At 66.4% G+C, this 21,773-nt stretch carries 20 protein-coding genes and 3 pseudogenes; 10 read left to right on the forward strand and 13 right to left on the reverse strand.

The window, feature by feature from the left end; genetic code table 11:
* The first annotated feature begins 1 nt into the window (after position 1).
* Together OE647_RS08395 and OE647_RS08400 are read left to right on the forward strand one after the other, a co-directional pair.
* Positions 2-1,330 carry an aspartate aminotransferase family protein gene (locus OE647_RS08395; protein ID WP_263721271.1) on the forward strand — a complete coding sequence of 443 codons (1,329 nt, stop codon included), beginning with the start codon at positions 2-4 and terminating at the stop codon, positions 1,328-1,330.
* Entirely contained in the window at positions 1,327-2,145 is an 819-nt protein-coding gene (locus OE647_RS08400) for a beta-keto acid cleavage family enzyme (protein ID WP_263721272.1), read from the forward strand. Before OE647_RS08395 ends, OE647_RS08400 begins: the two co-directional genes overlap by 4 nt.
* 202 nt (positions 2,146-2,347) lie before the next feature.
* Here the strand turns inward: OE647_RS08400 and OE647_RS08405 are convergent.
* The 3 pseudogenes from OE647_RS08405 to OE647_RS08415 all read right to left on the reverse strand — a co-directional run.
* A pseudogene (locus OE647_RS08405) lies at positions 2,348-2,592 on the reverse strand (thiolase family protein); the annotation flags it as partial.
* 1 nt (position 2,593) lies between these two features.
* Positions 2,594-3,210: pseudogene (locus OE647_RS08410) on the reverse strand (CoA-transferase).
* 47 nt (positions 3,211-3,257) lie between these two features.
* Positions 3,258-3,744 (reverse strand): annotated as a pseudogene (locus OE647_RS08415) (3-oxoacid CoA-transferase subunit A).
* Positions 3,745-3,956: 212 nt separating this feature from the next.
* On the opposite strand from OE647_RS08415, the gene yajC reads away from it, so the two are divergent.
* The 4 genes from yajC to OE647_RS08435 are packed head-to-tail and all read left to right on the forward strand — an operon-like array spanning position 3,957 to position 7,714.
* Positions 3,957-4,298 carry a preprotein translocase subunit YajC gene (gene yajC / locus OE647_RS08420; protein WP_263721273.1) on the forward strand — a complete coding sequence of 114 codons (342 nt, stop codon included), beginning with the start codon at positions 3,957-3,959 and terminating at the stop codon, positions 4,296-4,298.
* A 6-nt stretch (positions 4,299-4,304) separates the two neighbouring features.
* Positions 4,305-5,963, forward strand: coding sequence for a protein translocase subunit SecD (secD, locus tag OE647_RS08425; RefSeq protein WP_263721274.1), 1,659 nt, complete (start codon positions 4,305-4,307; stop codon positions 5,961-5,963).
* Positions 5,964-5,973: 10 nt separating this feature from the next.
* Positions 5,974-6,954: a protein translocase subunit SecF gene (gene secF / locus OE647_RS08430; protein WP_263721275.1), complete on the forward strand. Its 981-nt coding sequence runs from the start codon at positions 5,974-5,976 to the stop codon at positions 6,952-6,954.
* Positions 6,955-6,961: 7 nt separating this feature from the next.
* Positions 6,962-7,714, forward strand: coding sequence for a TSUP family transporter (locus OE647_RS08435; RefSeq protein ID WP_263721276.1), 753 nt, complete (start codon positions 6,962-6,964; stop codon positions 7,712-7,714).
* Here OE647_RS08435 and OE647_RS08440 read toward each other — a convergent pair.
* Positions 7,711-8,460 (reverse strand): FadR/GntR family transcriptional regulator, encoded by a 750-nt coding sequence (locus OE647_RS08440; RefSeq protein ID WP_263721277.1) that lies wholly within the window; start codon positions 8,458-8,460, stop codon positions 7,711-7,713. The two genes, OE647_RS08435 and OE647_RS08440, sit on opposite strands and share 4 nt — an antisense overlap.
* 156 nt (positions 8,461-8,616) lie before the next feature.
* On the opposite strand from OE647_RS08440, the gene OE647_RS08445 reads away from it, so the two are divergent.
* Positions 8,617-9,705, forward strand: coding sequence for a dimethylsulfoniopropionate demethylase (locus OE647_RS08445; protein ID WP_263721278.1), 1,089 nt, complete (start codon positions 8,617-8,619; stop codon positions 9,703-9,705).
* A gap of 57 nt (positions 9,706-9,762) precedes the next feature.
* Positions 9,763-10,755, forward strand: a complete 993-nt coding sequence (acuI, locus tag OE647_RS08450; protein WP_263721279.1) for an acryloyl-CoA reductase — start codon at positions 9,763-9,765, stop codon at positions 10,753-10,755.
* A 16-nt stretch (positions 10,756-10,771) separates the two neighbouring features.
* Here acuI and OE647_RS08455 read toward each other — a convergent pair whose 3' ends face one another.
* From OE647_RS08455 to OE647_RS08475, 5 genes are read right to left on the reverse strand one after another with little or no spacing between them, the layout of a single operon-like run.
* Positions 10,772-11,563, reverse strand: a complete 792-nt coding sequence (locus OE647_RS08455; RefSeq protein ID WP_263721280.1) for an SDR family NAD(P)-dependent oxidoreductase — start codon at positions 11,561-11,563, stop codon at positions 10,772-10,774.
* Positions 11,560-12,372: an ABC transporter permease gene (locus OE647_RS08460; RefSeq protein WP_263721281.1), complete on the reverse strand. Its 813-nt coding sequence runs from the start codon at positions 12,370-12,372 to the stop codon at positions 11,560-11,562. Before OE647_RS08460 ends, OE647_RS08455 begins: the two co-directional genes overlap by 4 nt.
* Positions 12,373-12,379: 7 nt before the next feature.
* The gene (locus OE647_RS08465) at positions 12,380-13,231 is read right to left on the reverse strand and encodes an ABC transporter permease (RefSeq protein ID WP_263721282.1); all 852 of its coding nucleotides are present in this window, start codon (positions 13,229-13,231) and stop codon (positions 12,380-12,382) included.
* A 16-nt stretch (positions 13,232-13,247) separates the two neighbouring features.
* On the reverse strand, positions 13,248-14,408 hold the full coding sequence (locus tag OE647_RS08470) for an ABC transporter substrate-binding protein (RefSeq protein ID WP_263721283.1): 1,161 nt from the start codon (positions 14,406-14,408) through the stop codon (positions 13,248-13,250).
* 31 nt (positions 14,409-14,439) lie between these two features.
* The gene (locus OE647_RS08475) at positions 14,440-15,588 is read right to left on the reverse strand and encodes an ABC transporter ATP-binding protein (protein ID WP_263721284.1); all 1,149 of its coding nucleotides are present in this window, start codon (positions 15,586-15,588) and stop codon (positions 14,440-14,442) included.
* Positions 15,589-15,712: 124 nt separating this feature from the next.
* Here OE647_RS08475 and OE647_RS08480 point away from each other — a divergent pair, with 124 nt between their 5' ends.
* The gene (locus OE647_RS08480) at positions 15,713-16,507 is read left to right on the forward strand and encodes a helix-turn-helix transcriptional regulator (protein WP_263721285.1); all 795 of its coding nucleotides are present in this window, start codon (positions 15,713-15,715) and stop codon (positions 16,505-16,507) included.
* A gap of 25 nt (positions 16,508-16,532) precedes the next feature.
* Here OE647_RS08480 and OE647_RS08485 read toward each other — a convergent pair whose 3' ends face one another.
* Positions 16,533-17,690, reverse strand: coding sequence for a mandelate racemase/muconate lactonizing enzyme family protein (locus OE647_RS08485; protein ID WP_263721286.1), 1,158 nt, complete (start codon positions 17,688-17,690; stop codon positions 16,533-16,535).
* A 169-nt stretch (positions 17,691-17,859) separates the two neighbouring features.
* Here OE647_RS08485 and OE647_RS08490 point away from each other — a divergent pair, with 169 nt between their 5' ends.
* Positions 17,860-18,054 carry a 4-oxalocrotonate tautomerase gene (locus tag OE647_RS08490; protein WP_263721287.1) on the forward strand — a complete coding sequence of 65 codons (195 nt, stop codon included), beginning with the start codon at positions 17,860-17,862 and terminating at the stop codon, positions 18,052-18,054.
* 97 nt (positions 18,055-18,151) lie between these two features.
* Here the strand turns inward: OE647_RS08490 and OE647_RS08495 are convergent, their stop codons facing one another.
* From OE647_RS08495 to OE647_RS08505, 3 genes are all read right to left on the reverse strand, one after another.
* Positions 18,152-20,368 (reverse strand): NADP-dependent isocitrate dehydrogenase, encoded by a 2,217-nt coding sequence (locus OE647_RS08495; RefSeq protein ID WP_263721288.1) that lies wholly within the window; start codon positions 20,366-20,368, stop codon positions 18,152-18,154.
* Between the two features lie 263 nt (positions 20,369-20,631).
* Positions 20,632-21,438 (reverse strand): FkbM family methyltransferase, encoded by an 807-nt coding sequence (locus OE647_RS08500; RefSeq protein ID WP_263721289.1) that lies wholly within the window; start codon positions 21,436-21,438, stop codon positions 20,632-20,634.
* Positions 21,439-21,586: 148 nt separating this feature from the next.
* The gene (locus OE647_RS08505) at positions 21,587-21,742 is read right to left on the reverse strand and encodes a hypothetical protein (RefSeq protein ID WP_263721290.1); all 156 of its coding nucleotides are present in this window, start codon (positions 21,740-21,742) and stop codon (positions 21,587-21,589) included.
* Positions 21,743-21,773: the final 31 nt, after the last annotated feature.

Raw genomic sequence — 21,773 nt, forward strand, 5'->3', positions numbered from 1 at the left:
TATGCCCAAACACATCTTCGGCCGTTCGACGAAAGGTCAACTGCCCACCGCCGTTTCCGGCGATGGCTGCTACATCATCGATGCCTCCGGCAAGCGCTACCTTGACGGCTCCGGCGGCGCGGCGGTCTCCTGCCTTGGCCATTCCAACGCGCGCGTCCGTGCGGCGCTGCACGACCAGTTGGACCGGCTGGCCTTTGCGCATACCGGCTTCTTCACCTCGGATGCCGCAGAAGCGCTTGCCGACCGGCTGGTTGCCGAGGCCCCCGAGGGGATCGAGCGCGTCTACCTCGTCTCCGGCGGGTCGGAGGCGGTCGAGGCCGCGATCAAGCTGGCCCGCCAGTATTTCATGGAGATCGGCCAGCCCAAGCGCCACCGCGTCATCGCGCGGCGCCAAAGCTACCATGGCAATACGCTGGGCGCGCTCGCCACCGGGGGCAACGAATGGCGCCGCGCGCAGTTCGCGCCGCTTCTGGTCGAGACCTCCCATATCGCGCCCTGCTACGAATACCGCGACCGCGCCGAGGGCGAGGGGCAGGAGGCCTATGGCCGCCGTGTCGCCGACGAGCTTGAGGACGAGATCCAGCGCCTGGGGCCCGAGACGGTGATGGCCTTCGTCGCCGAGCCCGTGGTCGGCGCCACTGCCGGCGCGGTTCCCGCGGTTCCCGGATACCTGAAGCGTATCCGGGAGATCTGCGACCGTCACGGCGTCCTTCTGATCCTTGATGAGGTGATGTGCGGCATGGGGCGGACGGGGTACCTCTTCGCCTGCCTCGAAGACGGGGTCGCCCCCGACATGATCACCATCGCCAAGGGTCTGGGCGCGGGCTACCAGCCGATCGGCGCGCTCATGGTCAGCGGTGCGATCTACGGCGCCGTCGCCGGGGGCTCGGGATTCTTCCAGCACGGGCACACCTACATGGGCCACGCCATGGCCGCCGCCGCCGCCAACGCGGTCCTGAGCGAGATCGAGGAGAGGGGCCTGCTCGCCCGTGTGCGCACGCAAGGGGACAAACTCGACCAGGCACTGCGCGGCGCGCTGGGGCAGCATCCCCATGTGGGCGACATCCGGGGCCGAGGGCTGTTCCGGGGCGTCGAGCTTGTCGCGGATCGGGAGGCCAAGGCGACCTTCGATCCCGCGCGCAAGATCCACGCGAAGATCAAGGCGGAGGCCTTTGCGGCGGGCCTCATCTGCTACCCGATGGGCGGGACAATCGACGGGGTGCACGGCGACCACCTGTTGCTGGCGCCCCCGTTCATCATCGAGGATGCGCAGATCGACGAGTTGGTGACGAAGCTCTCGGGTGCGATCGACCGGGCCATCGCGGCATGAGGCCCTTGCCCCGGATCATGGTCGCGCCAAACGGGGCGCGTCTGACCAAGGCCGATCACCCCGGCATCCCCCTCACGATCCCCGAGATCGTGGAGGCCGCCCGCGCCTGCGCCGCTGCCGGGGCCGACGGCATCCACGCCCATGCGCGCGACGCAGGCGGCGGGCACGTTCTGGACGCGGGCCTTTACCGAGAGCTTCTGGGTGAGCTTGCGCAGGTCCTGCCGGGGTTCTATGCCCAGATCACAACCGAGGCCGTCGGGGTGTATTCGCCGGAGGAGCAGCGCGCCCTCGTCGCCGATCTCTGGCCAGAGGCGGTGTCGATCGCGCTACGCGAGATCACTGCAGGCCAGGACGATGCCGTGACGCGGGCGTTCTTCGCTTCCTGCCGCGACCACGGGGTAGGCGTCCAGCACATCCTGTACGACGCGGGCGATATCGACCATCTCGCGCGGCTGGTGGGGCAGGGGGTGGTGCCCGGCCCGGACCTCAAGGTGCTGGTCGTCCTTGGCCGCTATACGGCGGGCCAGACCTCTGCGCCGCAGGATCTTGCGGCGCCCGCCGCAAGGCTCCTGGGTCATTTCCCGGATATCGACTGGGCCGTCTGCGCCTTCGGCGCGCAAGAGACCGACTGCCTGATGGCGGCCCATGCCCTGGGCGGAAAGGCGCGGATCGGGTTCGAGAACAATCGACTGAACAGCAATGGCACCCTTGCCCGAACCAACGCCGAAAGGGTGGCGGAGCTTGTGACCCGGCTGGGTACGAAACCCGACCGCGCGAAAGGCCGACCCCGTGACCTGCCGACGGGCGGAGCCTAGAGAAATCCGGTCTCGTTTGCGCCAGACCGCCCTTGTTCCAGCCGCTCGGTCTTTGACACCTCCGGGCCAACGGCCTTACCGCGCCGCCAAAGACATTTTCATCGCCCGGCGAATTGGCTTGCGTAGGCAAGTACAGGATGCCGGGGGTGTAAACGCCGTTCAGAAATGTCGCTCGTATAGCAATGCAGAGGTGTCACCACGGAACCTCGACTGGCAGCCCGGCCAGTAGCAGCGACATTCGCGCGACCTTGCTGTTGTCCTCGCCCGCCTGTTTGGCGCAGCCGAAGATCACGTCATCTACGGCCGCCCAGTCCACGCCCGCGTTGCGCGCCATCTGCGCGCGCAGTGGCACCGCGCCAAGGTCGTCGGTCCGCACCATCGAAAGCGCTCCCCCCCGAAGCGCCCGATCGGGGTGCGGATGAAGTCGCCGATGACGGCTTCGGTCATCTCAGAGATCCGGAACGATGAGGTCGGCCACCGGGCCGTCAAGGTGAAAGGGGGGGGCGCCGGTGACGGCTTGCCGTGCGGCGAGCGATAGGGCGGGCAGCTTTTCCCGCAGCACGAAATGCCCGTCCCGAATATCGGCTACGGCGAGCGAGGTGTAGGCGCGCGCCCCGCACCCGAGGCCCGTCAGGGGCAGGGTGCAGCGGCGCACGAGCTTGGGCTGAGCCTCCCGCGTGACATGGTCGGTCACGACCGCCACGCGCCATGCACGAGGTCCATCGCGCCGCCCACCGCCGGAACGCCGCCCGGGCCAGTGGACCAATTCACGAGGTCGCCGTTTTCGGCCAGCTGATAGACGCCCAGGATCGCCACGTCGAGATGCCCGCCGCGCACCGTGGCGAAGCTGCCGGCATGGTGGAAGAAAGCCGCGCCGGGCTTCAGGGTGATCGCCGTCTTGCCGGCGTTGATCAGGTCCCAGTCCTCGTCCCCCGGCGCCGGGGCGCCGCCAAAACCGAGGACGCCGTTTTCGGTATGGAACACGGCCTCGCGGCCGGGCGGCTGGAACCGGGCGACCAGTTCTGGGAAGTCGTTCCCGCGGTTGACATAGGCGCCGTCCGCGATGTCCTGCGCGACGCGTCAGGCAATCTCGGCGTTAGTAAGCTTGGCGGTCATGCCCACGCCTCCGGGCAGCGGGCCTGCGCGCGGTTCAGCACCTCTTCCTGCGCAGGGTCGGGAACCTCGACGACTGCTCGGACGAAGATACCGGGCGTGACCACATGCTCCGGGTCGATGCCGCCCGCCCCGCCAGCGCGGATGCGCTCGGCCAGGTCGCCCTGCGGCACAAGTTCCAGCACGAATCTGCACGCGCGGGAAAGCTCGGTGAAGACACGCGGGTCGGCCGAGCGCGGGAAGAAACAGACCAGCGGCTCGACAAGGCCATGTTCGATCAATGCTGCAAGCCCCACGTACCCGTTGCCCGCGTTGTTGTTCACCACGGTCAGGTTTTTTCGGGCTTCCCGTGGCCAGGAAACGGTCGATCAGCGCATGGATCAGCTCGATCGGGGCGCCTGCGCCGCCGAATCCACCGTTCATCACCGTGGCGCCGTCGGGAATGCCGGCGACGGCCTGCGCGGGCGAAGCGATGCGTTTGTCCACGACGCACTCCTGATCGGGATGGCGACCCTGGGGCGATGCGGTCGTCGGGTGAAACCGTCTTTGTTCTCGGCCCGCAAGATCCGCGCCGCCGCAGCGGCGCAAACGCCGCCTCGTGCCGGTGTCGCGCAGCCTTGCAAAGGCGGGGTGGCGACTATAGGTTCCTGCGCGACCAAACGGGCAGAAGCGCCCGATCTGACGAGAGGACGCCTCCAATGCTGATTTCCCCCGCTTACGCCCAAGCCGCCGGCGCAAACCCCGGCGCGGGCGCGCTGTTGTCGCAGCTTCCCTTCCTGCTGCTGCTCTTCGCGATCATGTACTTCTTCCTGATCCGCCCGCAACAAAAGAAGGTGAAGGAACACCGCGCCATGGTCGAGGCCCTTCGCCGCGGCGACCAGGTGGTCACGCAGGGTGGGATCATCGGCAAGATCTCCAAGGTCAAGGACGGCGACGGCGAGGTCGAGGTCGAGATCGCCGACGGCGTGAAGGTGCGCGTGGTGCGTTCCTCCATCGCGCAGGTGGTGTCCAAGACCGAACCGGCCGCCAACACGAACTGAGCTGTCATGCTTCAGATCCCCCTTTGGAAGCGCATCGTCATCCTGGGCCTGTGCGCCCTGGGCCTGATCGGCGCGGCGCCGAACCTGTTCTATGACCGGGTGGAGCGCCACAATGATGCCGTCGCGGCTGTCGAGCGAACGAAGGTCGAGACCGAACAGCAGACTGCCGCAATTGACTTGTGGCCGTCCTGGCTGCCCTCGGCGATCGTCAACCTGGGCCTCGATCTGAGGGGCGGCGCGCATCTTCTGGCGGAGGTGCAGGTCGCCGATGTCTACAAGCAGCGCATGGACGCGATGTGGCCCGAGGTGCGCCGCGCGCTGGTGAGCGAGGCCAAGGTCGCCGTGCGCCGGATCAAGGGCGCCCCGGACGAGCTGAGGGTGGAAATCGACAAGCCCGAGGCGATGGAAAAGGCGGTGGAGGTCGTGCGCGGCTTCTCCAGCCCCGTCGTGACACTGACCGGCGTCGGCCAGAACGATCTGGCGATCCGGACCGAGGGCAACCAGATCGTCGTGACCCTCTCCGAGGCCGAACGCGTCGCCACCGACGACCGCACCATGCAGCAGTCGCTCGAAATCGTGCGCCGCCGCGTCGATGCGGCGGGCACGCGCGAACCGACGATCCAGCGCCAGGGCGACGACCGCATCCTGATCGAGGTGCCGGGCATCGGCTCCGCCGCCGAGTTGAAGGAACTGATCGGCACCACGGCGCAGTTGACCTTCAACCAGGTCATCCGCCGCAGCGCGAACAAGGACGAACCGGCCGGCGTCGGCAACGTCAACTATCCCTCGGCCGAGGACGAAGGCGTCTATTACATCCTCGACGAGCTCCCTGTCGTGACGGGCGAGGAACTGGTGGACGCGCGCCCCGACTTCGACCAGAACGGCCGCCCGGCCGTGGCCTTCCGCTTCAACACCTCCGGCGCGCGCAAGTTCGGCGACTACACGGCGGCGCATGTGGGCGAGCTGTTCGCCATCGTGCTGGATGGCAAGGTGATTTCCGCCCCGCAGATCCGCACCCATATCGGCGGCGGGTCCGGCATCATCACCGGCACCTTCACCCCCGAGCAGACCAACAACCTTGCCGTGCTGCTGCGCGCCGGCGCGCTGCCCGCGAAGATGGAGTTCCTTGAGGAACGCACCGTCGGCCCTGAACTGGGTCAGGACAGCATTGATGCGGGCCGCGTGGCCGCGATTGTCGGCACCGTTGCCGTCGTGTTCTTCATGATCGCCTCTTACGGGCTGTTCGGCGTCTTCGCGGCGGTCGCGCTGGGGCTGAACCTGTCGATGATGTTCGCGATCCTGTCGACCATGGGCGCGACACTGACGCTGCCCGGCATCGCGGGGATCGTGCTGACGGTCGGCATGGCGGTCGATGCCAACGTGCTGGTGTTCGAACGCATCAAGGAAGAGTTGAAGACCGCCCGGGGCCCCGCCCGCGCGATCGAGCTTGGTTACGAAAAGGCCATGTCCGCGATCATCGACGCGAACCTGACCACCGTCATCGCGGCGCTGATCCTGTTCTTCCTGGGCTCCGGCCCGGTCAAGGGCTTCGCCGTCACGCTGATGATCGGCCTGATCACCTCGGTCTTCACGGCGATCTTCGTCACGCGGCTTTTCGTCGTCACCTGGTTCGCGCGCAAGCGCCCCAAAACGCTTGTAGTCTGAGGGTCCGGCCATGGCATTCCGTCTTCGACTGGTCCCGCAACAGACCAACATCGACTTCTTCCGCTGGGCGCCTGTCACCTTCTGGGGCTCGGTCGCGCTGGTGATCGCCTCGATCGTCCTGACCGTGTTCCTGGGGCTGAACTTCGGCATCGACTTCCGTGGCGGCACGACGATCCGCACCGACTCCACGACTCCGGTGAACGTGGGCGCCTATCGCGATGTGATCACGCCGCTGAATCTTGGCGACGTGACGATCACGGAGGTCTTCGATCCGACCTTCCGCGACGACCAGCATGTCGCACAGATCCGCATCCAGGCGCAGGAGGGGGATGAGGCCATCACCCCCGAAACCATCGGCCAGGTGGAGGCCGCGCTGCAATCGGTCGATCCCTCGATCACCTTCCCCTCGGTCGAATCCGTGGGTCCCAAGGTCTCGGGCGAGTTGATCAAGACGGCGATCTATTCGATCCTGACCGCGACCGTCGCGATCTGCGCCTATATCTGGCTCAGGTTCGAGTGGCAGTTCTCGGTCGGCGCGGTGGTCGCGCTGGTTCATGACATCGCGCTGACGGTCGGCATCTTCTCGCTCTTCCAGATCAAGTTCGACCTGACGATCATCGCGGCGCTGCTGACGATCCTGGGCTATTCCATCAACGATACGGTGGTCGTCTTCGACCGGCTTCGCGAGAACCTGATCAAGTACAAGACCATGCCGCTGCGCGACGTCATGAACCTGTCGGTGAACGAGACGCTGAGCCGGACGGTCCTGACCTCCGGCACGACGCTGATCGCGCTGATCGCGCTTCTGGTCTTCGGCGGCGACGTGATCCGGGGCTTTGTCTTTGCGATGACCTGGGGCGTGGTCGTGGGCACCTATTCCTCGGTCTACGTCGCCAAGAACGTCGTTCTGATGCTGGGCGTCAAGCGCGACTGGGGCAAGAAGCCAGAGGGCGGGCCGGGCGGCACGACCTTCGCCGACAGCAACAGCTGACCCGCGCATGAGCCAGGCGCTGGCGCAGGCGCTTCAGGTCGAGGGCCTCTGGCGGCTCTTGCTGGCGGCGGCCGTCGGCGGGCTGGTGCGGGGCTTTTCGGGCTTTGGCGGCGCGCTCATCTACATGCCGGCGGCCGCGACCGTGCTGACGCCGGTCTGGGCGCTGATCACGCTGACGCTGATGGATATCGCGGGGCCGGTGCCGAACCTGCGGGGCGCCTGGGCGGCGGCGCGGCGGCGAGAGGTCGCGATCCTTCTGGTCGGGGCCGCGCTTGCCCTGCCGCTGGGGCTTTGGCTCCTGTCGCGCCTGCCGCAGGACCCGTTCCGCTGGGGGCTTTCGGGCCTTGTCTTCGGGCTCTTGGCCCTGATGGCGGCAGGGTGGCGCTATCGCCACGCGCTGAGCGACCGCCTGGTGGCGGGGATCGGCGCGCTTGGCGGGCTTCTGGGGGGGCTGACCGGGGTGGCCGGACCGCCGGTTATCCTGTTCTACATGGCCGCAGGCCATTCCCCGGCGGTGATGCGCGCGAACCTGATCCTGTACTTCTTCGCCATCGACTGCACGGTGCTGGCGCTTATGGGCGGGGGCGGATTGCTTGCCACGCCGCCGCTTGCCATCGCGCTTCTGACCGCGCCGGTCTATATGCTGGCCAATGTGCTTGGCGCACGGGCATTCCGGCCCGAGCGTGCCGGGGCCTACCGCTGGATCGCCTATGGGGTGATCGCCGCCTCTGCCGTTCTGGGCATGCCGGTCTGGGGCTAGGCGTTTCCGTTCGCCTTGCGAACGCCGCGCGATTGGCGCACCTGCTCACCCAGCGCGGTGGAGTAGGCGGCAAGCGCCGAAAGGGCCGCATCGGCGGCAGAGGCGTCACCCGCCTCGATCGCGTCGGCGATGGCGCTGTGGAGCGCGACGATGCGCTCGCGCGAGCGCGCGGTGAAGGTGATCATGTTCATCAGGGGCTGCATTGCCTCGACCGCGCCCGCAAGCTGGTAGGACAGCACCGGATTGGCCGCGGCGTCCACCAGGGCGCGGTGGAACGCAACGTCGGAGGCGCAGAACGCCTCGTCCGACAGGCCCGGTTCCGCCTGCCGGGCGATCTCGGCCCGCATCGCGGCCAGATGATCCGGCGTGCGGCGCGCGGCGGCGAAGGGCACGCAGGCGCGTTCCAGCGCATAGCGCGCCTCGCAGGCGGTTTCGAAATCCACCGCGTTCATCGAGAGCAAGAGCGTCGAGGTCGTGATCAGCTGTGCCGCGGCCGTGTCATAGGACAGCCGGTTCACGAAGGCGCCGCCCGTGGCACCACGCTGGGTGCGGATCAGGCTTTGCGCCGCCAGACGTTTCAGCGCCTCCCGCACGGTCGGACGCGAGACGCCGAACTGCTCGGCCAGGTCCTGTTCGGAGGGCAGGCGCTGATCCACGCTCAGCCGTCCCTCAACGATGGCATCGCGCAACACCGCCGCGATGCGGACCGGAAGCTCTCCCTCGTCGCTGACTGTCAGTTTCTTCATCGCGCCTCAATTGTCAGACATTAATTGTTTGACATTTCTCCCATTGATGTTGAATTTAGGTGGGACGCCGCGCCGCGTCCATAGTTTTCATGGGCGGGCGCTGCGACGAAAAGACCGTAAACACCTCGGAAACCAATACTTAGCATCGGATCGGACATGGCCACCGTATTTCCTTCGCGCCGGGTCAGGCGCACCCCCTTCTCTGCTGGCGTCGAGGCGGCGGGGATGACCGTCTGCACCATCTACAACCGCATGATCCTGCCGTCCGTCTTCGCCAGCCAGGAAGAGGATTACCGCCACCTCAAGACCCATGTGCAGGTCTGGGACGTGGCCTGCGAACGCCAGGTGGCGGTGCAGGGCCCGGACGCGCGGCGGCTTCTGGACCTGATCAGCCCGCGTGACATCGACCGCATGGCCGCCGACCAGTGCTACTACATGCCCGCCATCGACCGCGAAGGCGGCATGCTGAACGATCCCGTTCTGGTGAAGCTGGCCGACGATCACTTCTGGATTTCGCTCGCCGACAGCGACTATCTGCAATACGTCCTGGGGATCTCTGACGGGCTCGGCATGGACGTCCGCGTGTGGGAGCCCGATGTCAGCCCGCTCGCCGTTCAGGGGCCGAAGTCCGACGACCTGATGGCGCGGGTCTTCGGGGAAGAGGTCCGCGCGATCCGCTTCTTCCGCTACAAGCGCCTGGCCTTCCAGGGTCAGTCCTTCGTCGTCGCGCGCTCCGGCTATTCCAAGCAGGGCGGGTTCGAGATCTATGTGGAGGGCAGCGAGCACGGCATGCCGCTCTGGAACGCGCTTATGGCGGCGGGGGAGGATCTGAACGTCCGCGCCGGTTGCCCCTCGACCATGGAACGGGTCGAGGGCGGATTGCTCAGCTACGGTAACGACATGCGGCGCGAGAACACGCCCTACGAATGCGGGCTTGGGAAATACGTTAACTCTCCGCGTGACTATATCGGCAAGGCGGGCCTTCTGGCGCGGGCCGAGCCCGAGCGCCAGATCCGTGCGATCGAAATCTTCGGAGAGATCCCGCCGATCACGGCGCCCTGGCCGCTTTACGCGGACGGCCGCAGGGTGGGACAGGTCACCACCGCGTCGTGGTCGCCCGATTTCCGCACCAATGTGTCGATCGGCATGGTAGACCGGTCGCATTGGGACGCGGGCCAGAAGCTGGAGATCGAGACCCCCGAGGGCATGCGCGCGGCTGAGGTCAAGGCCGGGTTCTGGATCTGAACGCCCGTCACAGGGCGGAAAAGCGATGGCGGGACAGACCCGCGGGAAGGAGCCGAGATGATCAAGGCGCTTGTCGTTCGCAAGGAAGGCGAGGCGAAACCTGTGGCCGCGGTCGAGGAGATCTCCCTCGACCAGTTGCCGGAGGCGGAGGTCACGGTGGCGGTGGACTACTCCACCGTCAACTACAAGGACGGGCTTTGCATCGGGCCGGGCGGGGGGCTGGTGCGCAACTACCCCCATATTCCCGGCATCGACTTCGCCGGCACGGTCGAGTCGTCGGCCGATCCCCGCTACAAGCCCGGCGACAAGGTGGTTCTGACCGGCTGGCGCGTGGGTGAGGCGCATTGGGGCGGCTATGCGCAAAAGGCGCGGGTGCGCGCAGACTGGCTGGTCCCGCTGCCCGAGGGGCTGAGCACCCGTCAGGCCATGGCGGTGGGTACTGCTGGGCTGACCGCGATGCTCGCGGTGATGGCGCTTGAGGATCACGGGCTGGCCCCCGGCCACGGGCCGGTCTTGGTCACCGGGGCCGCCGGCGGGGTCGGCTCGGTCGCGACCGCGATCCTTGCGAGGCTCGGGCACGAGGTTGCCGCTGTCACCGGACGGCCCGATACGGCGGAGTATCTGACCAGCCTTGGCGCCACCCGGATCGTCGCGCGGGAGGAGCTGACCGAGGTCACGAAGCGTCCCCTGGAAAGCGAGACCTGGGCGGGCTGTGTCGACGCGGTCGCGGGTCCGATGCTGGGCCGCGTGCTCAAGCAGATGAAATACGGCACCTCCGTTGCCGCCGTGGGGCTTGCGGGCGGCGCCGCGATCGACGGGGCGCTAATCACCCCCTTCATCCTGCGTGGCGTCAACCTTCTGGGCATCGACAGCGTGTTGCAGCCCTATGCCAACCGCCTCCGCGCCTGGGAGCGAATCGCCAAGGACCTGCCGATGGACAAGCTGGAAGCGATGGTCCAGCCCGCGACGCTCTCCGATCTGCCGGGGCTTGGCCGGGATATCCTGAAGGGCCAGGTGCGGGGCAGGGTGGTCGTGGACGTGAACGCCTGAGGGCAGCCGCGCGGGTTCAGATGGACTCGCCGCCGTCGATGACGAGCGCGTGACCCGTCATGAAGGATGATGCGTCGGAGGCCAGGAACACGATGGCCTCCGCGATTTCACGAACCTCGCCCCAGCGCCCCATGGGGATCGCGGTGGCAACGTAGCGCTCCAGCGCCTGCCGCCCGCCCATCTGAACCTCGAACCCGGCGTTGAAGGGCGTGTCCACGAAACCGGGGCAGAGCGCGTTGATGCGGATGTTGAAGCGGGCGTAATCGGCCGCCATCTGCCGCGTCATGGCGACGGCGGCGTGTTTCGTCGTGGCGTAGGCGATCATCTCCCGGTCGAACTGCACGCCGGAGTTCGAGGCGGTGATGATGATGCTGCCGCCGCCCTGCCGCCGCATCCGGTCCACCGCCGCGCGCGCCGCGACGAAATGCGACCGCACGTTCAGCGCCCAGGACAGGTCCATGTCGCGGGCGGTCACCTCCTCCAGCGTGCCCTGGATCTGCACCCCCGCGTGGGAGTGCAGGATATCGAGACGGCCGTGATCGTCGCCCACCGCCGCGACGGCCGCCGCGACCGCCGCGTCATCGGTCACGTCCAGCGTCTGCGATGCGGCGCTGCCGCCAGCCTCGCGGATTGCCGTGGCGGTGTCCGCCGCCCGTGTGCCGTCGCGGTCGGTGACGTGGACATGCGCCCCCGCTTGTGCCAGCGCCAACGCGCCCGCGCGCCCGATGCCGGACCCCGCGCCTGTGAGGAACGCGACGCGCCGGGCCAGCGGGCGGAGGTCGGGGGAGGTCTTGGCAAGCCCGTTCATCCGCGCCTCCGCCCCGTGCGCAGAAGCACCTGCGCGGCAATCAGCAGCAGCAGAGAGGCCGCCAGTACCATCGTGCCGATGGCGTTGATTTCTGGCGTCACGCCCCGGCGGATCGAGGAGAAGACATAGATTGGCAGCGTCGTTTCAGACCCTGCGACGAAGAAGGCGATGATGAAATCGTCGAAGCTGAAGGTGAAGCTGAGGAGAAACCCCGCGAGGATTGCCGGGAAAATGAGCGGCAGCGTCACTTGCCGGAAGGTGCCCATTGGCGTGGCGTAAAGGTCCGATGACGCCTCGGCCAGCGCCCGGTCCATGCCGGCAAGGCGCGCGCGGATGATGATGATCACCAGCGCCATGGTAAAGAGCGTGTGCGCCGCGATCAGCGATCCGTAGCCCATCGACAGTTGCGGCGGGGGACCGCCCGGCCATATCGCCGCGAGCACCGGGTTCAACTGGTCGAAGAGCGTGACAAGCCCGATCAGCGTCGCGATGCCGATGACGATGCCGGGGATCATCACCGCGACATAGATCAGAAGGTCGAAGGCGGTGCGCAGCGGCCCCTTGGTCCCTTGCAGCGCGACTGCCGCCATCGTGCCGAAGACACTGGCGCAAGTGGCGGAGACCAGCGCCACGATCAGGCTCGTCTGAAGCGCCTCCATCACGAAGGGATTGGAAAGCGCCTTGCCGTACCACTGCGTCGAAAAGCCCTGAAACTGGCTCGCGTGGCGCCCGGCGTTGAAGCTGAAAAGCGCGATCACCCCGATCGGGATGTAAAGGAAGAGGTAGACGAAGGCGGCGTAGATCCTCATCGGCCCCTCACATCAGCGCCACGTCTTCGCGCTGCGCACCGAGCCTGCGGATGAGCCGCATGTAGGCCGTGACGGAGACCAGCATCAGGATCACCAGCGTTGCCGCGACCGCCGAACCGTAGGCCCAGTTGCGCGATTGCAGGAACAGGTCGACCAGCGCGTTGCCGACGAAGAACACCTTGCCACCGCCCAGGATCGCCGGGATCAGGAATTCACCCATCAGCAGGATGAAGACCAGCAGGCAGCCCGTGGCGATGCCCGGCAGCGACATCGGCAGCGTGACCTGAAGGAAGGTCCGCCAGGGTGAGGCGCCAAGGTCCGAGGATGCCTCCAGCAGCCGCTTGTCCAGCCGGTCGAGGTTCACGAAGATCGGGAAGACCATCAGCGGCAGGTAGCCGTAGACGATGCCGATCAGCACGGCGAAGGGCGTGTTGATCAACCGCACATCCTCGATCCCGATGGCAGCAAGCAGCGCCGGGATGCCGCGCCCGCCCAGGAGGAAGATCCAGGCGTAGCTGCGGATCAGGATCGAGGTCCAGAAGGGCACGATCACGAGGACCAGAAGCGCCGTCTTCCAGCGCGGGTCGGCGCGGACCGCCAGGTAATAGGCCAGAGGATAGGCGATCAGGAGCGAGGCGAGCGTGCCCGCCGGCGCGAGGATCAGCGTGTTCTTGAACGCCGCCCATCGCGCCGGCAGGTTCGCGTATTGCTCCAGCGTGAAGGCGGGGACATAGCCGCCGGCTGCCCCGCGCTCTCCGAAGCTGAAGATCAGGACGACGGTCAGCGGGATGACCAGCATGACCAGGAACCACGCCCCTGCGGGCGCGAGGAGAAGAAAGTTCCTGCTGCGCTGTGTCATCCCGCCGTTCCGTCGCTCAGGCCGATTTGAAGCGGGCCAGAAGCTCCGCCCGGTTGGGATCGGTCAGGGTCGCGGCCGCGCCGAACTCAAGCGCGTCCAGAAGCTCGGCCGCGGGGTAGAGGATCGGGTCGTTCAGGACCTCGGCCGGCAGAAGCGCGTTCACGCGGCTGTCGGCGACCGGGTAGCCGTGGAACAGCGCCTCTTTCGCGTTGACTTCGGGCGTCAGCATGAAGTCGATCAGCGCATAGGCCGCGTCGAGATGCGGGGCGCCCTTCGGGATGGCGTAGAAGTCGCTCCAAAGCTCGCCGCCTTCCTTGCCCAGCACGTAGACGATCTCTGGCATGTCGCGGTTCATCTGTTTCCCGTCGCCGGTCCAGCACATCGTCATCCAGGCGTCGCCCGAACGCATCGAGGGCTGGTAGTCCGAGTTGATCGCGAACAGGTGCGGCTTGGCGTCCAGCAGCAGTTTCTCGGCGTCCGCAAGTTCCTTCGGATCGACAGAATTGAAGGAGTAGCCGAAGTACTTCAGCGCGTTGCCGATGGTGGTGAGCTGATAATCATGCACCATGGTCCGGCCCGAGAAGCTGTCCATGGTCATGTCCCAGAATTCCTTCCAGGTGGTCGGCGTCACGTTGTCGTTCTTGCTGATGTTGATGGCATATCCGGTCGTGCCCCAGTTCTTCGACACGGCGTAAAGCGTGCCGTCGACGTTGCCGGGGCCCGCAAAGCGCGCGTCAAAGGCGGCAGGGTCGTAGTTCGCCATGCGCGCCGCATCCAAGGGCTCGATCAGGCCTTCGCCGACATAGGTCGTGATCGTGTAGTTCGTCGGCACGAACACGTCCCAGCCAGAGCCGCCGGCCTGAAGCTTGGCCAGCATCTCCTCGTTGGAGCCGAAGACGTTCACGTCAACGGCCGCGCCGGTGGCGGCGGTGAAGGCTTCGAAGTTCGCCGGATCGTGGTAGTTGGGCCAGGTCGCCAGCACCACGCGGTCGCCAATGTCGCCCGCAGCAAAGGCAGGGCGGGGGCGAAGCCCCGGTACGGCGGCGGCCAGGACGGCGGTGGCTGTCCCAAGCCCCGTGACGCCCAGGAAGTGGCGCCGCGTCACGGAGCCGCGCCTGTAGCGATAAAGCTCCTCCATGAACTTCCGCTTCGAGATGTAGTCGGTGTCGTTGGTCATGGTTTTCCCCGTCGGTTGGCTTTTGTGGTGCCTAGTCTTGTGTCAGGACAAGCGCGCTTTCGGCCTCCCAGAAGGCCACGAGCCGCTCGCCGGCGTTGAACGGTCCGTCGCTCAGTTCCGCCTGCCTTGGCGTCAGCACCATGAATTCGCCAAGGCCGTCATGCTTCACCAGGTATTCGGTGTGTTCGCCCAGAAAGATCCGGCTCAGGACGGTGACATCCCATCCGGCCTTGTCCCCGTCGGCCGCAGTGCGGGCCAACCGGACCTGTTCGGGCCGGACGCTGAGCGTGACCGCCTGGCCCGCCGTCACCGGGGCAAGCGCGCGGCCCGAAAGCATGATGCCACCCGCGACGCGGACCTGCGTTTCCGTGTCCGAGACCGCCGCCGCCACGCCGTCGAAGAAGTTGGAGCTTCCGACGAAGCCCGCGACATAGCGGTTGCGCGGGCGGTCATAAAGGTCGCGCGGGCTGCCGGTCTGGACGATACGGCCGTCGCGCATGATGCAGATCCGGTCGCTCATCGACAGCGCTTCTTCCTGGTCGTGGGTAACGAGGACGAAGGTGATGCCAAGCCGGCGCTGGATGTTCTGCAGCTCGATCTGCATTTCCTTGCGCAGCTTGCGGTCGAGCGCCGCCATCGGCTCGTCCAGCAGCAGGAGCTTCGGTTCGTTGACGATGGCGCGGGCCAGCGCCACGCGCTGTTGCTGGCCGCCGGAGAGTTCCCAGATGCGGCGCCCTCCGAACCCCTCGAGCCGGACGATTTCCAGCGCATTTGTCACCTTGCGCTCGATTTCTTCGCGCGGCGGGCGCGGACGGCGCTGGCGCAGCCCGTAGCCGATGTTCTGGGCGACCGTCAGGTGGGGGAAAAGCGCATAGTGCTGAAAGACCATGTTGACCGGGCGCCGGTAGGGTTCGAGGTCGTTCACGACCTCCCCATCCAGAAGCACATCGCCGGAGCTCGGGGCCTCGAACCCCGCCAGCATGCGCAGCGCCGTCGTCTTGCCGCAGCCCGAGGGGCCGAGGAAGGACAGGAACTCCCCCGCCTCGATCGACAGGTTCAGACCGTCGGCCGCCAGAACCTCTCCAAAGCGCTTGGAGACGTTGCGAAGTTCCGCGATCGGCCCCGCCGCGGGCTTCGCGGCTTGCAGTCCGGATGGCGGTGCGTATGCCGCTTCGTTCATTATTTGATTTCTTTTCGCAATTGGGTACATACCCCCATATTCGGGAAAACTGTAAGAAAGATGCGATTTATTGTATATATCCCGAATTAGGTAGAGAAGCGCTTTGGCGCAGGGGGGAGGAGCGGTGAAGGACTGGCTTGAACCGACCGGCGCGGTGATTGCCGCCATCGGGCAGGCGGAGTTTCCGGGCCGCCTTTCGCAGGCGCTTCGCGGCATAGCGCCCTTCGATTACACGGTCATCTTCGGCTATCGCGGGGCCTCTCGGCCGCTTGATCTTTTTGACGATTTTCCAAAGGGAAAGCGCCGGATCTTCGTGGAGGATTATCAGGAGGGGCCCTACCTTCTGGACCCGTTCTACCTGGCCTGCACCCAGCCGGTTTCCGAAGGCTTCTACCGGATGCGAGACCTCGCGCCGGACCGCTTCTACCAGGGCGAGTATTTTCGCAATTACTATGTGCAGACCGGCCTTGCGGAAGAGGCGGGCTACTTCGTCGATGTTCCTGGCGGGGCGGTTGTGGTGGTCTCGCTGATGCGCGCGAAGAAGGCTTTCTCCGCCAAGGAGATTCGCGACTTCCGCCAATATTGGCCGGTCCTGAGCGCCGCCTGCCGGCAGCATTGGTCGGACATTGAGCCCTCGGACGGAAAGCCGGAGGCCGCGCCGGGACCAAGGATGCAGGACAGCGTCGAAATGGCCTTCCTGAACTTCGGCGAGGGGACGCTGACCCCGCGCGAGCGCGCCGTGGCGGAATACACGCTCAAGGGTCATTCGGCTGACGCGGTGGGGCGCATCCTTGGCATTTCCCCCGGCACGGTGCGCATCCATCGGCGCAACATCTACGCCAAGCTGCGCATCCGTTCCCAAGGGGAACTCTTCTCACGTTTCATCGAGACCCTCTCGGCTGAGGGGGAGCGCGGCTGAGGGGCATGGCGGCTGAAGCCGCCGCTTAGCCCCCAGGGGTCTTGTGGTAAAGCGCGCCGTAGGCGCTTGGCCGGAAGCTCCCCACTGCCGCGTCCTTGTAGTTCGCGCGTTCCAGCCAGGCGGGGTTGATCTCGACGCCCCAGCCGGGGGCGTCCGGGACGGTGACGGCGCCGTCCGTGACCGCGAAGGGCGCACCCAGGAACAGGTCGCGCTGCCAAGGATAGTAGTCGTCGCCCTCGATCGACAGTTCCAGATACTTGCCCGCGTTCGGCAGCGCGGCCAGCAGGTGCATCGTGCAGACGGTCACCAGCGACAGGTTCGCCGCGTGCGGTGTGCAGGGCAAGCCCGCCGCCCCGGCCATCCGTGCGACTTCAAGCGTGCGGGTGAGCCCGCCCATATACATGACATCGGGCTGGACGATATCGACCGCGCGCATCGCGATCATGCGGGACCAGGTGCCCATGTCCCAGTCCTGCTCGCCGCCTGTCACGTCAATCGCGACGGCTTCGGTCACGGCACGGGTGGCCTCAAGGTCCCAGTAAGGCACCGGCTCCTCATAATGTCCGATGCCGTGGTCGGCGAGCATCCGCCCTACCTCGATCGCGCGGGGGACCGAAAAGCCGGAGTTCGCATCGACGAGCTTGTCGATCCCGTCCCCCAATGCGCGGGCGAGGGTGGGGATGATCTCCTCCGTCCGGCCGGGCCATTCGTCCACGTCGGCGCCGCATTCCGCGCCGATGCGCCACTTGGCGGCGGTGAATCCCTGCTCGGCGCAAAGGCGGGTCAGGCGTTCGGCTTCGTCCCGGGGCGTGATGTCGCGCTTCATCGAACTGGCATAGGCGCGCACGCGGCCCGGTCCGCCGCCGATCAGGCTGGCGACCGGCTTGCCGGCCCGGCGCCCCGCCATGTCCCAAAGCGCGGTGTCGAGGCCCGCCAGCGCGCGGCAGCGGTAGCTTCCGGGATATTTGTGCTCCCGCCGTTCGATCAGCGCGACGAGGCCCGCGATGTCGTCGCAGGCCGCGCCCAGGGCCCAGGGCACCACCTGCCGGTGCAGGACCTGCGCCGTGATATCGGCGTTGTAGGTGGAGGTCTGGCCCCAGCCAATGGCCCCGTCCTCGGCCGTGACGCGGACGAAGCAGACAAATTCGTCGTGGAAGGTCTCGATCCGGGCGATGCGCGTCATGACTGTGGCCCCTGCGCTATTGAGGCTTCAACCGATAGCGGGCGCGCGGGCTTGCGGCAATGGTCTGGCCGCATGAGAGGGGGCTGGAAAACCGGGCCACGCTGCGCCATGAGGGCAGGGCGCCGGTTCGCCGAGGCGCCCGAGATCCCCTGCAAGCGAAAGGCCCCCCATGCCCGTCATCCGCATCGAAATGTACGAAGGCCGCACGGTCGAACAGAAACGCGCCTGTGCGGCTGCCGTGACCCAGGCCCTGATTGAGACCTGTGGCGGCAATCCGCAGGCCGTCCACGTCATTTTTCAGGATGTCGCCAAGCACGACTGGGCGACGGGCGGACGCCTGGCGATCGACCCGAAACCGGAGTGAAGGCGCGCGCGCCCCAGCCGCTTCGCGTGGCCTAATGACAAGGGCGCCGGAGGAATGCTCCGGCGCCCTTTTCGTCATTGCGGTCTGCGCGCAGGGCTCAGCCCAGCGAGGCGATCACTGCGTTGAACGTGGCCGAGGGCCGCATCACGCCCGCCACCTTCGCCGGATCGGCGTGGTAGTAGCCGCCCAGGTCCGCAGGCTTGCCCCGGCCAGCCGATAGTTCGGCGACGATGGCCGCCTCTCCCTCTGCCAGCGCCTTGGCGACCGGCGCGAAGCGCGCGGCAAGGCCCGCGTCGGCGCTTTGGGCAGCGAGTGCCTCGGCCCAGTAGCGGGCGAACCAGTAGTGGCTGTCGCGGTTGTCCGGCTGACCGACCTTGCGGCCGGGCGAGCGGTCATGGTCGAGGATGCCCTGGGTCGCCGCGTCCACCGCGTCGCCCAGAACCTTTGCGGCGGAATTTTCCTTCGCCTCCGCCAGGAAGCGGAAGCTTTCGCCGAGCGCGCAGAACTCTCCCAGCGAGTCCCAGCGCAGGTGGTTTTCCTCGACCAGCTGCTGGACATGCTTGGGGGCGGAGCCGCCGGCGCCGGTTTCGAACAGGCCCCCGCCCTGCATCAGCTTGACGATCGACAGCATCTTGGCCGAGGTCGCAAGCTCCAGGATCGGGAACAGGTCGGTCAGGTAGTCGCGCAGCACGTTGCCGGTGATGGCGATGGTGTTGTCGCCCTTGGTGATGGTTTCCAGGGTGGCGACGGTCGCCTCGCGCGGGGCCATGATCTCGAACTTGTCGGCCACGCCTTTCGCTTCGAGGATCGGCTTGACCATCTTGATCAGTTCGGCGTCGTGGGCGCGGTTCGCGTCCAGCCAGAAGATCGCGCGGTAGCCGGTCAGGCGCTGGCGGTCGATGGCCAGGTTCACCCAGTCCTCGATCGGCGCCTTGCGGGCCGAGGCGGAGCGCCAGATGTCGCCCTTTTCGACCTTCTGCGAATGCAGGACGGTCCCATCGTCGAGGATCATCTTGACGGTGCCGTCCGCCGGGATCTCGAAGGTGGTCGGGTGGCTGCCGTATTCCTCGGCCTTCTGCGCCATCAGGCCGATGTTCTGCACCGTTCCGGCGGTCGCCGGGTTCAGCTTGCCGTTGGCCTTGAAGAACTCGACCGCCGCGTCATAGACCGGCGCGTAGGAATTGTCGGGGATCACGCAGACGCAATCGTGCTCCTTGCCGTCCGGGCCCCAGCCCTTGCCGCCGGCGCGGATCAGCGCGGGCATCGAGGCGTCGATGATCACGTCCGAGGGCACATGCAGGTTGGTGATCCCCTTGTCGGAGTTCACCATGTACATCGGCGGGCGCTGCGCCGTGACCGCGTCGATGGCCGCCATGATCTCCGCATCGTCCTTGACGCGCGCCAGAAGGTCACCGAGGCCCGAGTTCGGGTTGACGCCGAGCGCGGTCATCCTGTCCCCGAACTTTTCGAACACCGGGGCGAGCCAGGCCTTGACCGCATGGCCGAAGATGATCGGGTCGGAGACCTTCATCATCGTCGCCTTCATGTGGAGCGAGAACAGCACGCCCTCGGCCTTGGTCTTCTCGATTTCTGCCGCAAGGAAGGCGTCAAGCGCCTTGGCGGACATGAAGGTCGCATCGACCACGGTGCCCGCAGGGTATTTCACGCCCTCTTTCAGCACCGTCTCGCCAGCCGCCGATTCCAGCACGATCTTCGCCGTGGCGGCGGCGCCGAGTGTCGCGGAGGCCTCGTTCGAGAAGAAATCGTCGCCCGACATCGCGGCCACGCGGGTCTTGCTGTCCTTGGACCAGTCGCCCATCCGGTGCGGGTTGGCCTTGGCGTAGTTCTTGACCGCGACCGCGGCGCGGCGGTCGGAGTTGCCTTCGCGAAGGACCGGGTTCACGGCGGAACCCTTGATCGCGTCGTAACGCGCGCGGGCGTCCTTTTCGGCCTCCGAGGCGGGGTCCTCCGGGTAGTCGGGTAGGTCGTAGCCTTGCGACTGCAATTCCTTGATCGCGGCGACGAGCTGGGGAACCGAGGCCGAGATGTTCGGCAGCTTGATCACGTTGGCCTCGGGCTGCTTGACCAGATCGCCGAGGATGGCCAGGTCGTCGGACTGGCGCTGCGCCGCGCTCAGCCGTTCGGGAAAGGCCGCGATGATGCGCCCGGCAAGCGAGATGTCGCGCGTGCCGACCGAAATGCCGGCCGTGCCGGCAAAGGCCTGAATGACCGGCAGAAGCGACGCGGAGGCCAGTTCGGGGGCTTCGTCGACTTTCGTGTAGATGATGTCAGGGGTCGAGCTTTCAGCCGTCATTTCGCATCGTCCTCGCAAATGTTCTAGAATCGTTCCGGTTGGTACACAATGGTATACACTGGTTCTTCACCAAAAGCCAATGCGGCGCTTTGGCAAGGCGCCGTTTCGATCACTTGGCCTTCGCGCACCGTGGAATCAGGCCGTTCCTGGGGCGCCAGCCTGCGCCGCGGCGCTTGGTGCAAACTATGTCCGACAGGGGGTTCGGGCAACGCCAACCTGCGGGGCCGACCTTGGATCGGCGCACCACGGACGGCGTCGGGGTTTCAGGTGGAAGGTGAGAAGATGAAGTCGTGCTGGCCAAGTTTATGCGCCTGCCGGTAGCCGTGCTTCGCGAAGATCGCGGCGCCGGAGTCATATTCGTTCCTGAACACGCGCAATTCGATCCAGATATGCGGACGCGCTTCGCTCAGCATGCGCTTTGCCCCCGAAAGCACCTCCACATGCATGCCTTCCACGTCGATCTTCACGAAGTCGACCTTGCCCCCGGTTTCTTCCGCGAGGATCGAATCGAGCGTTCGCATCGGGATGCGACCACCTTCCTCTTCACGGAAGGAGGTCCCGCCAAGATTTGCGCGGATGAAGCCCGCGACATTGCCGTGCCCCTCGGCGCTGCCAAGCAGGCAGTTGACGACCGTGGCCGCATCGATGCCGTTCAGCGCCAGGTTCTTTCTGAGGATGTTGAGCGCCTGTTGCTGCGGTTCGATCGCCACCAGCCGGGAGGGCTGGAAGGTCTTGGCGAAATAGACGCTGTGGTTGCCGATATTGGCACCCACGTCGCAGATGACCGCGCCCGGCTTCACAAGGCCCGTCGCGCGCAGCAGTTCAAGCTGCCGCGTTTCGTAGAACCCCCCGGCCTTGATGATGTTGCGCTGGATGTAATCCCGCTCGGCGAAGGGAAGGTTCAGGTGGATCATCTCGTCTTCATGCGGGAAGCTGAAAATCCGATCCTGGCCCAGCAGAGCGATGCGCTGAAGGTGTATGAGCTCGTCCAGCCGGTCCGCGACGGCCTTGTTGATCGCCCAAAGATCGTCCAGCGTCTTTGGTGCATCCTTTGGGTTTCGTTCGCTCACATTGCTCTCCATCAAGACCCGGGCTGGCGGGTTTCTCATGCGCCAAGGATTGTGTCCCGCACCGAACAGGCGGGGTTCGGTCGGGTGGAACCGAAACCCTGAGTGCCCCGCATAGCCAAGGATGGCAAGGGCCTGTGCCGCAGCGCGCTCAGCCAGGGTGCGGAACCTCTCGCGCATGGGGCAGGAACGCCTTGACCGTTTCGAGGCGTGCGCGGGCGCCGGTGACGCCCAGCAAGTCGCTTTCGACCCGCATCAATCGCTTGTCGAGCGGTTCGGACAACGCGCGCGCATCGTGGGCTCCCACGACGCCACCGCCGATAACGATGACCCTCTAG

It is taken from the genome of Albidovulum sediminicola (genome assembly GCF_025751575.1).
Classification (GTDB): Bacteria; Pseudomonadota; Alphaproteobacteria; order Rhodobacterales; family Rhodobacteraceae; genus Albidovulum; species Albidovulum sediminicola.

Excerpts from the sequence above, each read along its gene's own strand:
- OE647_RS08475 (WP_263721284.1), bottom strand. The coding sequence starts at position 15,588 with ATGAACGAAGCGGCATACGCACCGCCATCCGGACTGCAAGCCGCGAAG.
- OE647_RS08490 (WP_263721287.1), top strand. The coding sequence starts at position 17,860 with ATGCCCGTCATCCGCATCGAAATGTACGAAGGCCGCACGGTCGAACAG.
- OE647_RS08470 (WP_263721283.1), bottom strand. The coding sequence starts at position 14,408 with ATGACCAACGACACCGACTACATCTCGAAGCGGAAGTTCATGGAGGAG.
- OE647_RS08395 (WP_263721271.1), top strand. The coding sequence starts at position 2 with ATGCCCAAACACATCTTCGGCCGTTCGACGAAAGGTCAACTGCCCACC.
- OE647_RS08400 (WP_263721272.1), top strand. The coding sequence starts at position 1,327 with ATGAGGCCCTTGCCCCGGATCATGGTCGCGCCAAACGGGGCGCGTCTG.
- secD (WP_263721274.1), top strand. The coding sequence starts at position 4,305 with ATGCTTCAGATCCCCCTTTGGAAGCGCATCGTCATCCTGGGCCTGTGC.
- OE647_RS08455 (WP_263721280.1), bottom strand. The coding sequence starts at position 11,563 with ATGAACGGGCTTGCCAAGACCTCCCCCGACCTCCGCCCGCTGGCCCGG.
- OE647_RS08465 (WP_263721282.1), bottom strand. The coding sequence starts at position 13,231 with ATGACACAGCGCAGCAGGAACTTTCTTCTCCTCGCGCCCGCAGGGGCG.
- OE647_RS08460 (WP_263721281.1), bottom strand. The coding sequence starts at position 12,372 with ATGAGGATCTACGCCGCCTTCGTCTACCTCTTCCTTTACATCCCGATC.
- secF (WP_263721275.1), top strand. The coding sequence starts at position 5,974 with ATGGCATTCCGTCTTCGACTGGTCCCGCAACAGACCAACATCGACTTC.
- acuI (WP_263721279.1), top strand. The coding sequence starts at position 9,763 with ATGATCAAGGCGCTTGTCGTTCGCAAGGAAGGCGAGGCGAAACCTGTG.
- OE647_RS08495 (WP_263721288.1), bottom strand. The coding sequence starts at position 20,368 with ATGACGGCTGAAAGCTCGACCCCTGACATCATCTACACGAAAGTCGAC.
- OE647_RS08435 (WP_263721276.1), top strand. The coding sequence starts at position 6,962 with ATGAGCCAGGCGCTGGCGCAGGCGCTTCAGGTCGAGGGCCTCTGGCGG.
- OE647_RS08445 (WP_263721278.1), top strand. The coding sequence starts at position 8,617 with ATGGCCACCGTATTTCCTTCGCGCCGGGTCAGGCGCACCCCCTTCTCT.
- OE647_RS08485 (WP_263721286.1), bottom strand. The coding sequence starts at position 17,690 with ATGACGCGCATCGCCCGGATCGAGACCTTCCACGACGAATTTGTCTGC.
- yajC (WP_263721273.1), top strand. The coding sequence starts at position 3,957 with ATGCTGATTTCCCCCGCTTACGCCCAAGCCGCCGGCGCAAACCCCGGC.
- OE647_RS08440 (WP_263721277.1), bottom strand. The coding sequence starts at position 8,460 with ATGAAGAAACTGACAGTCAGCGACGAGGGAGAGCTTCCGGTCCGCATC.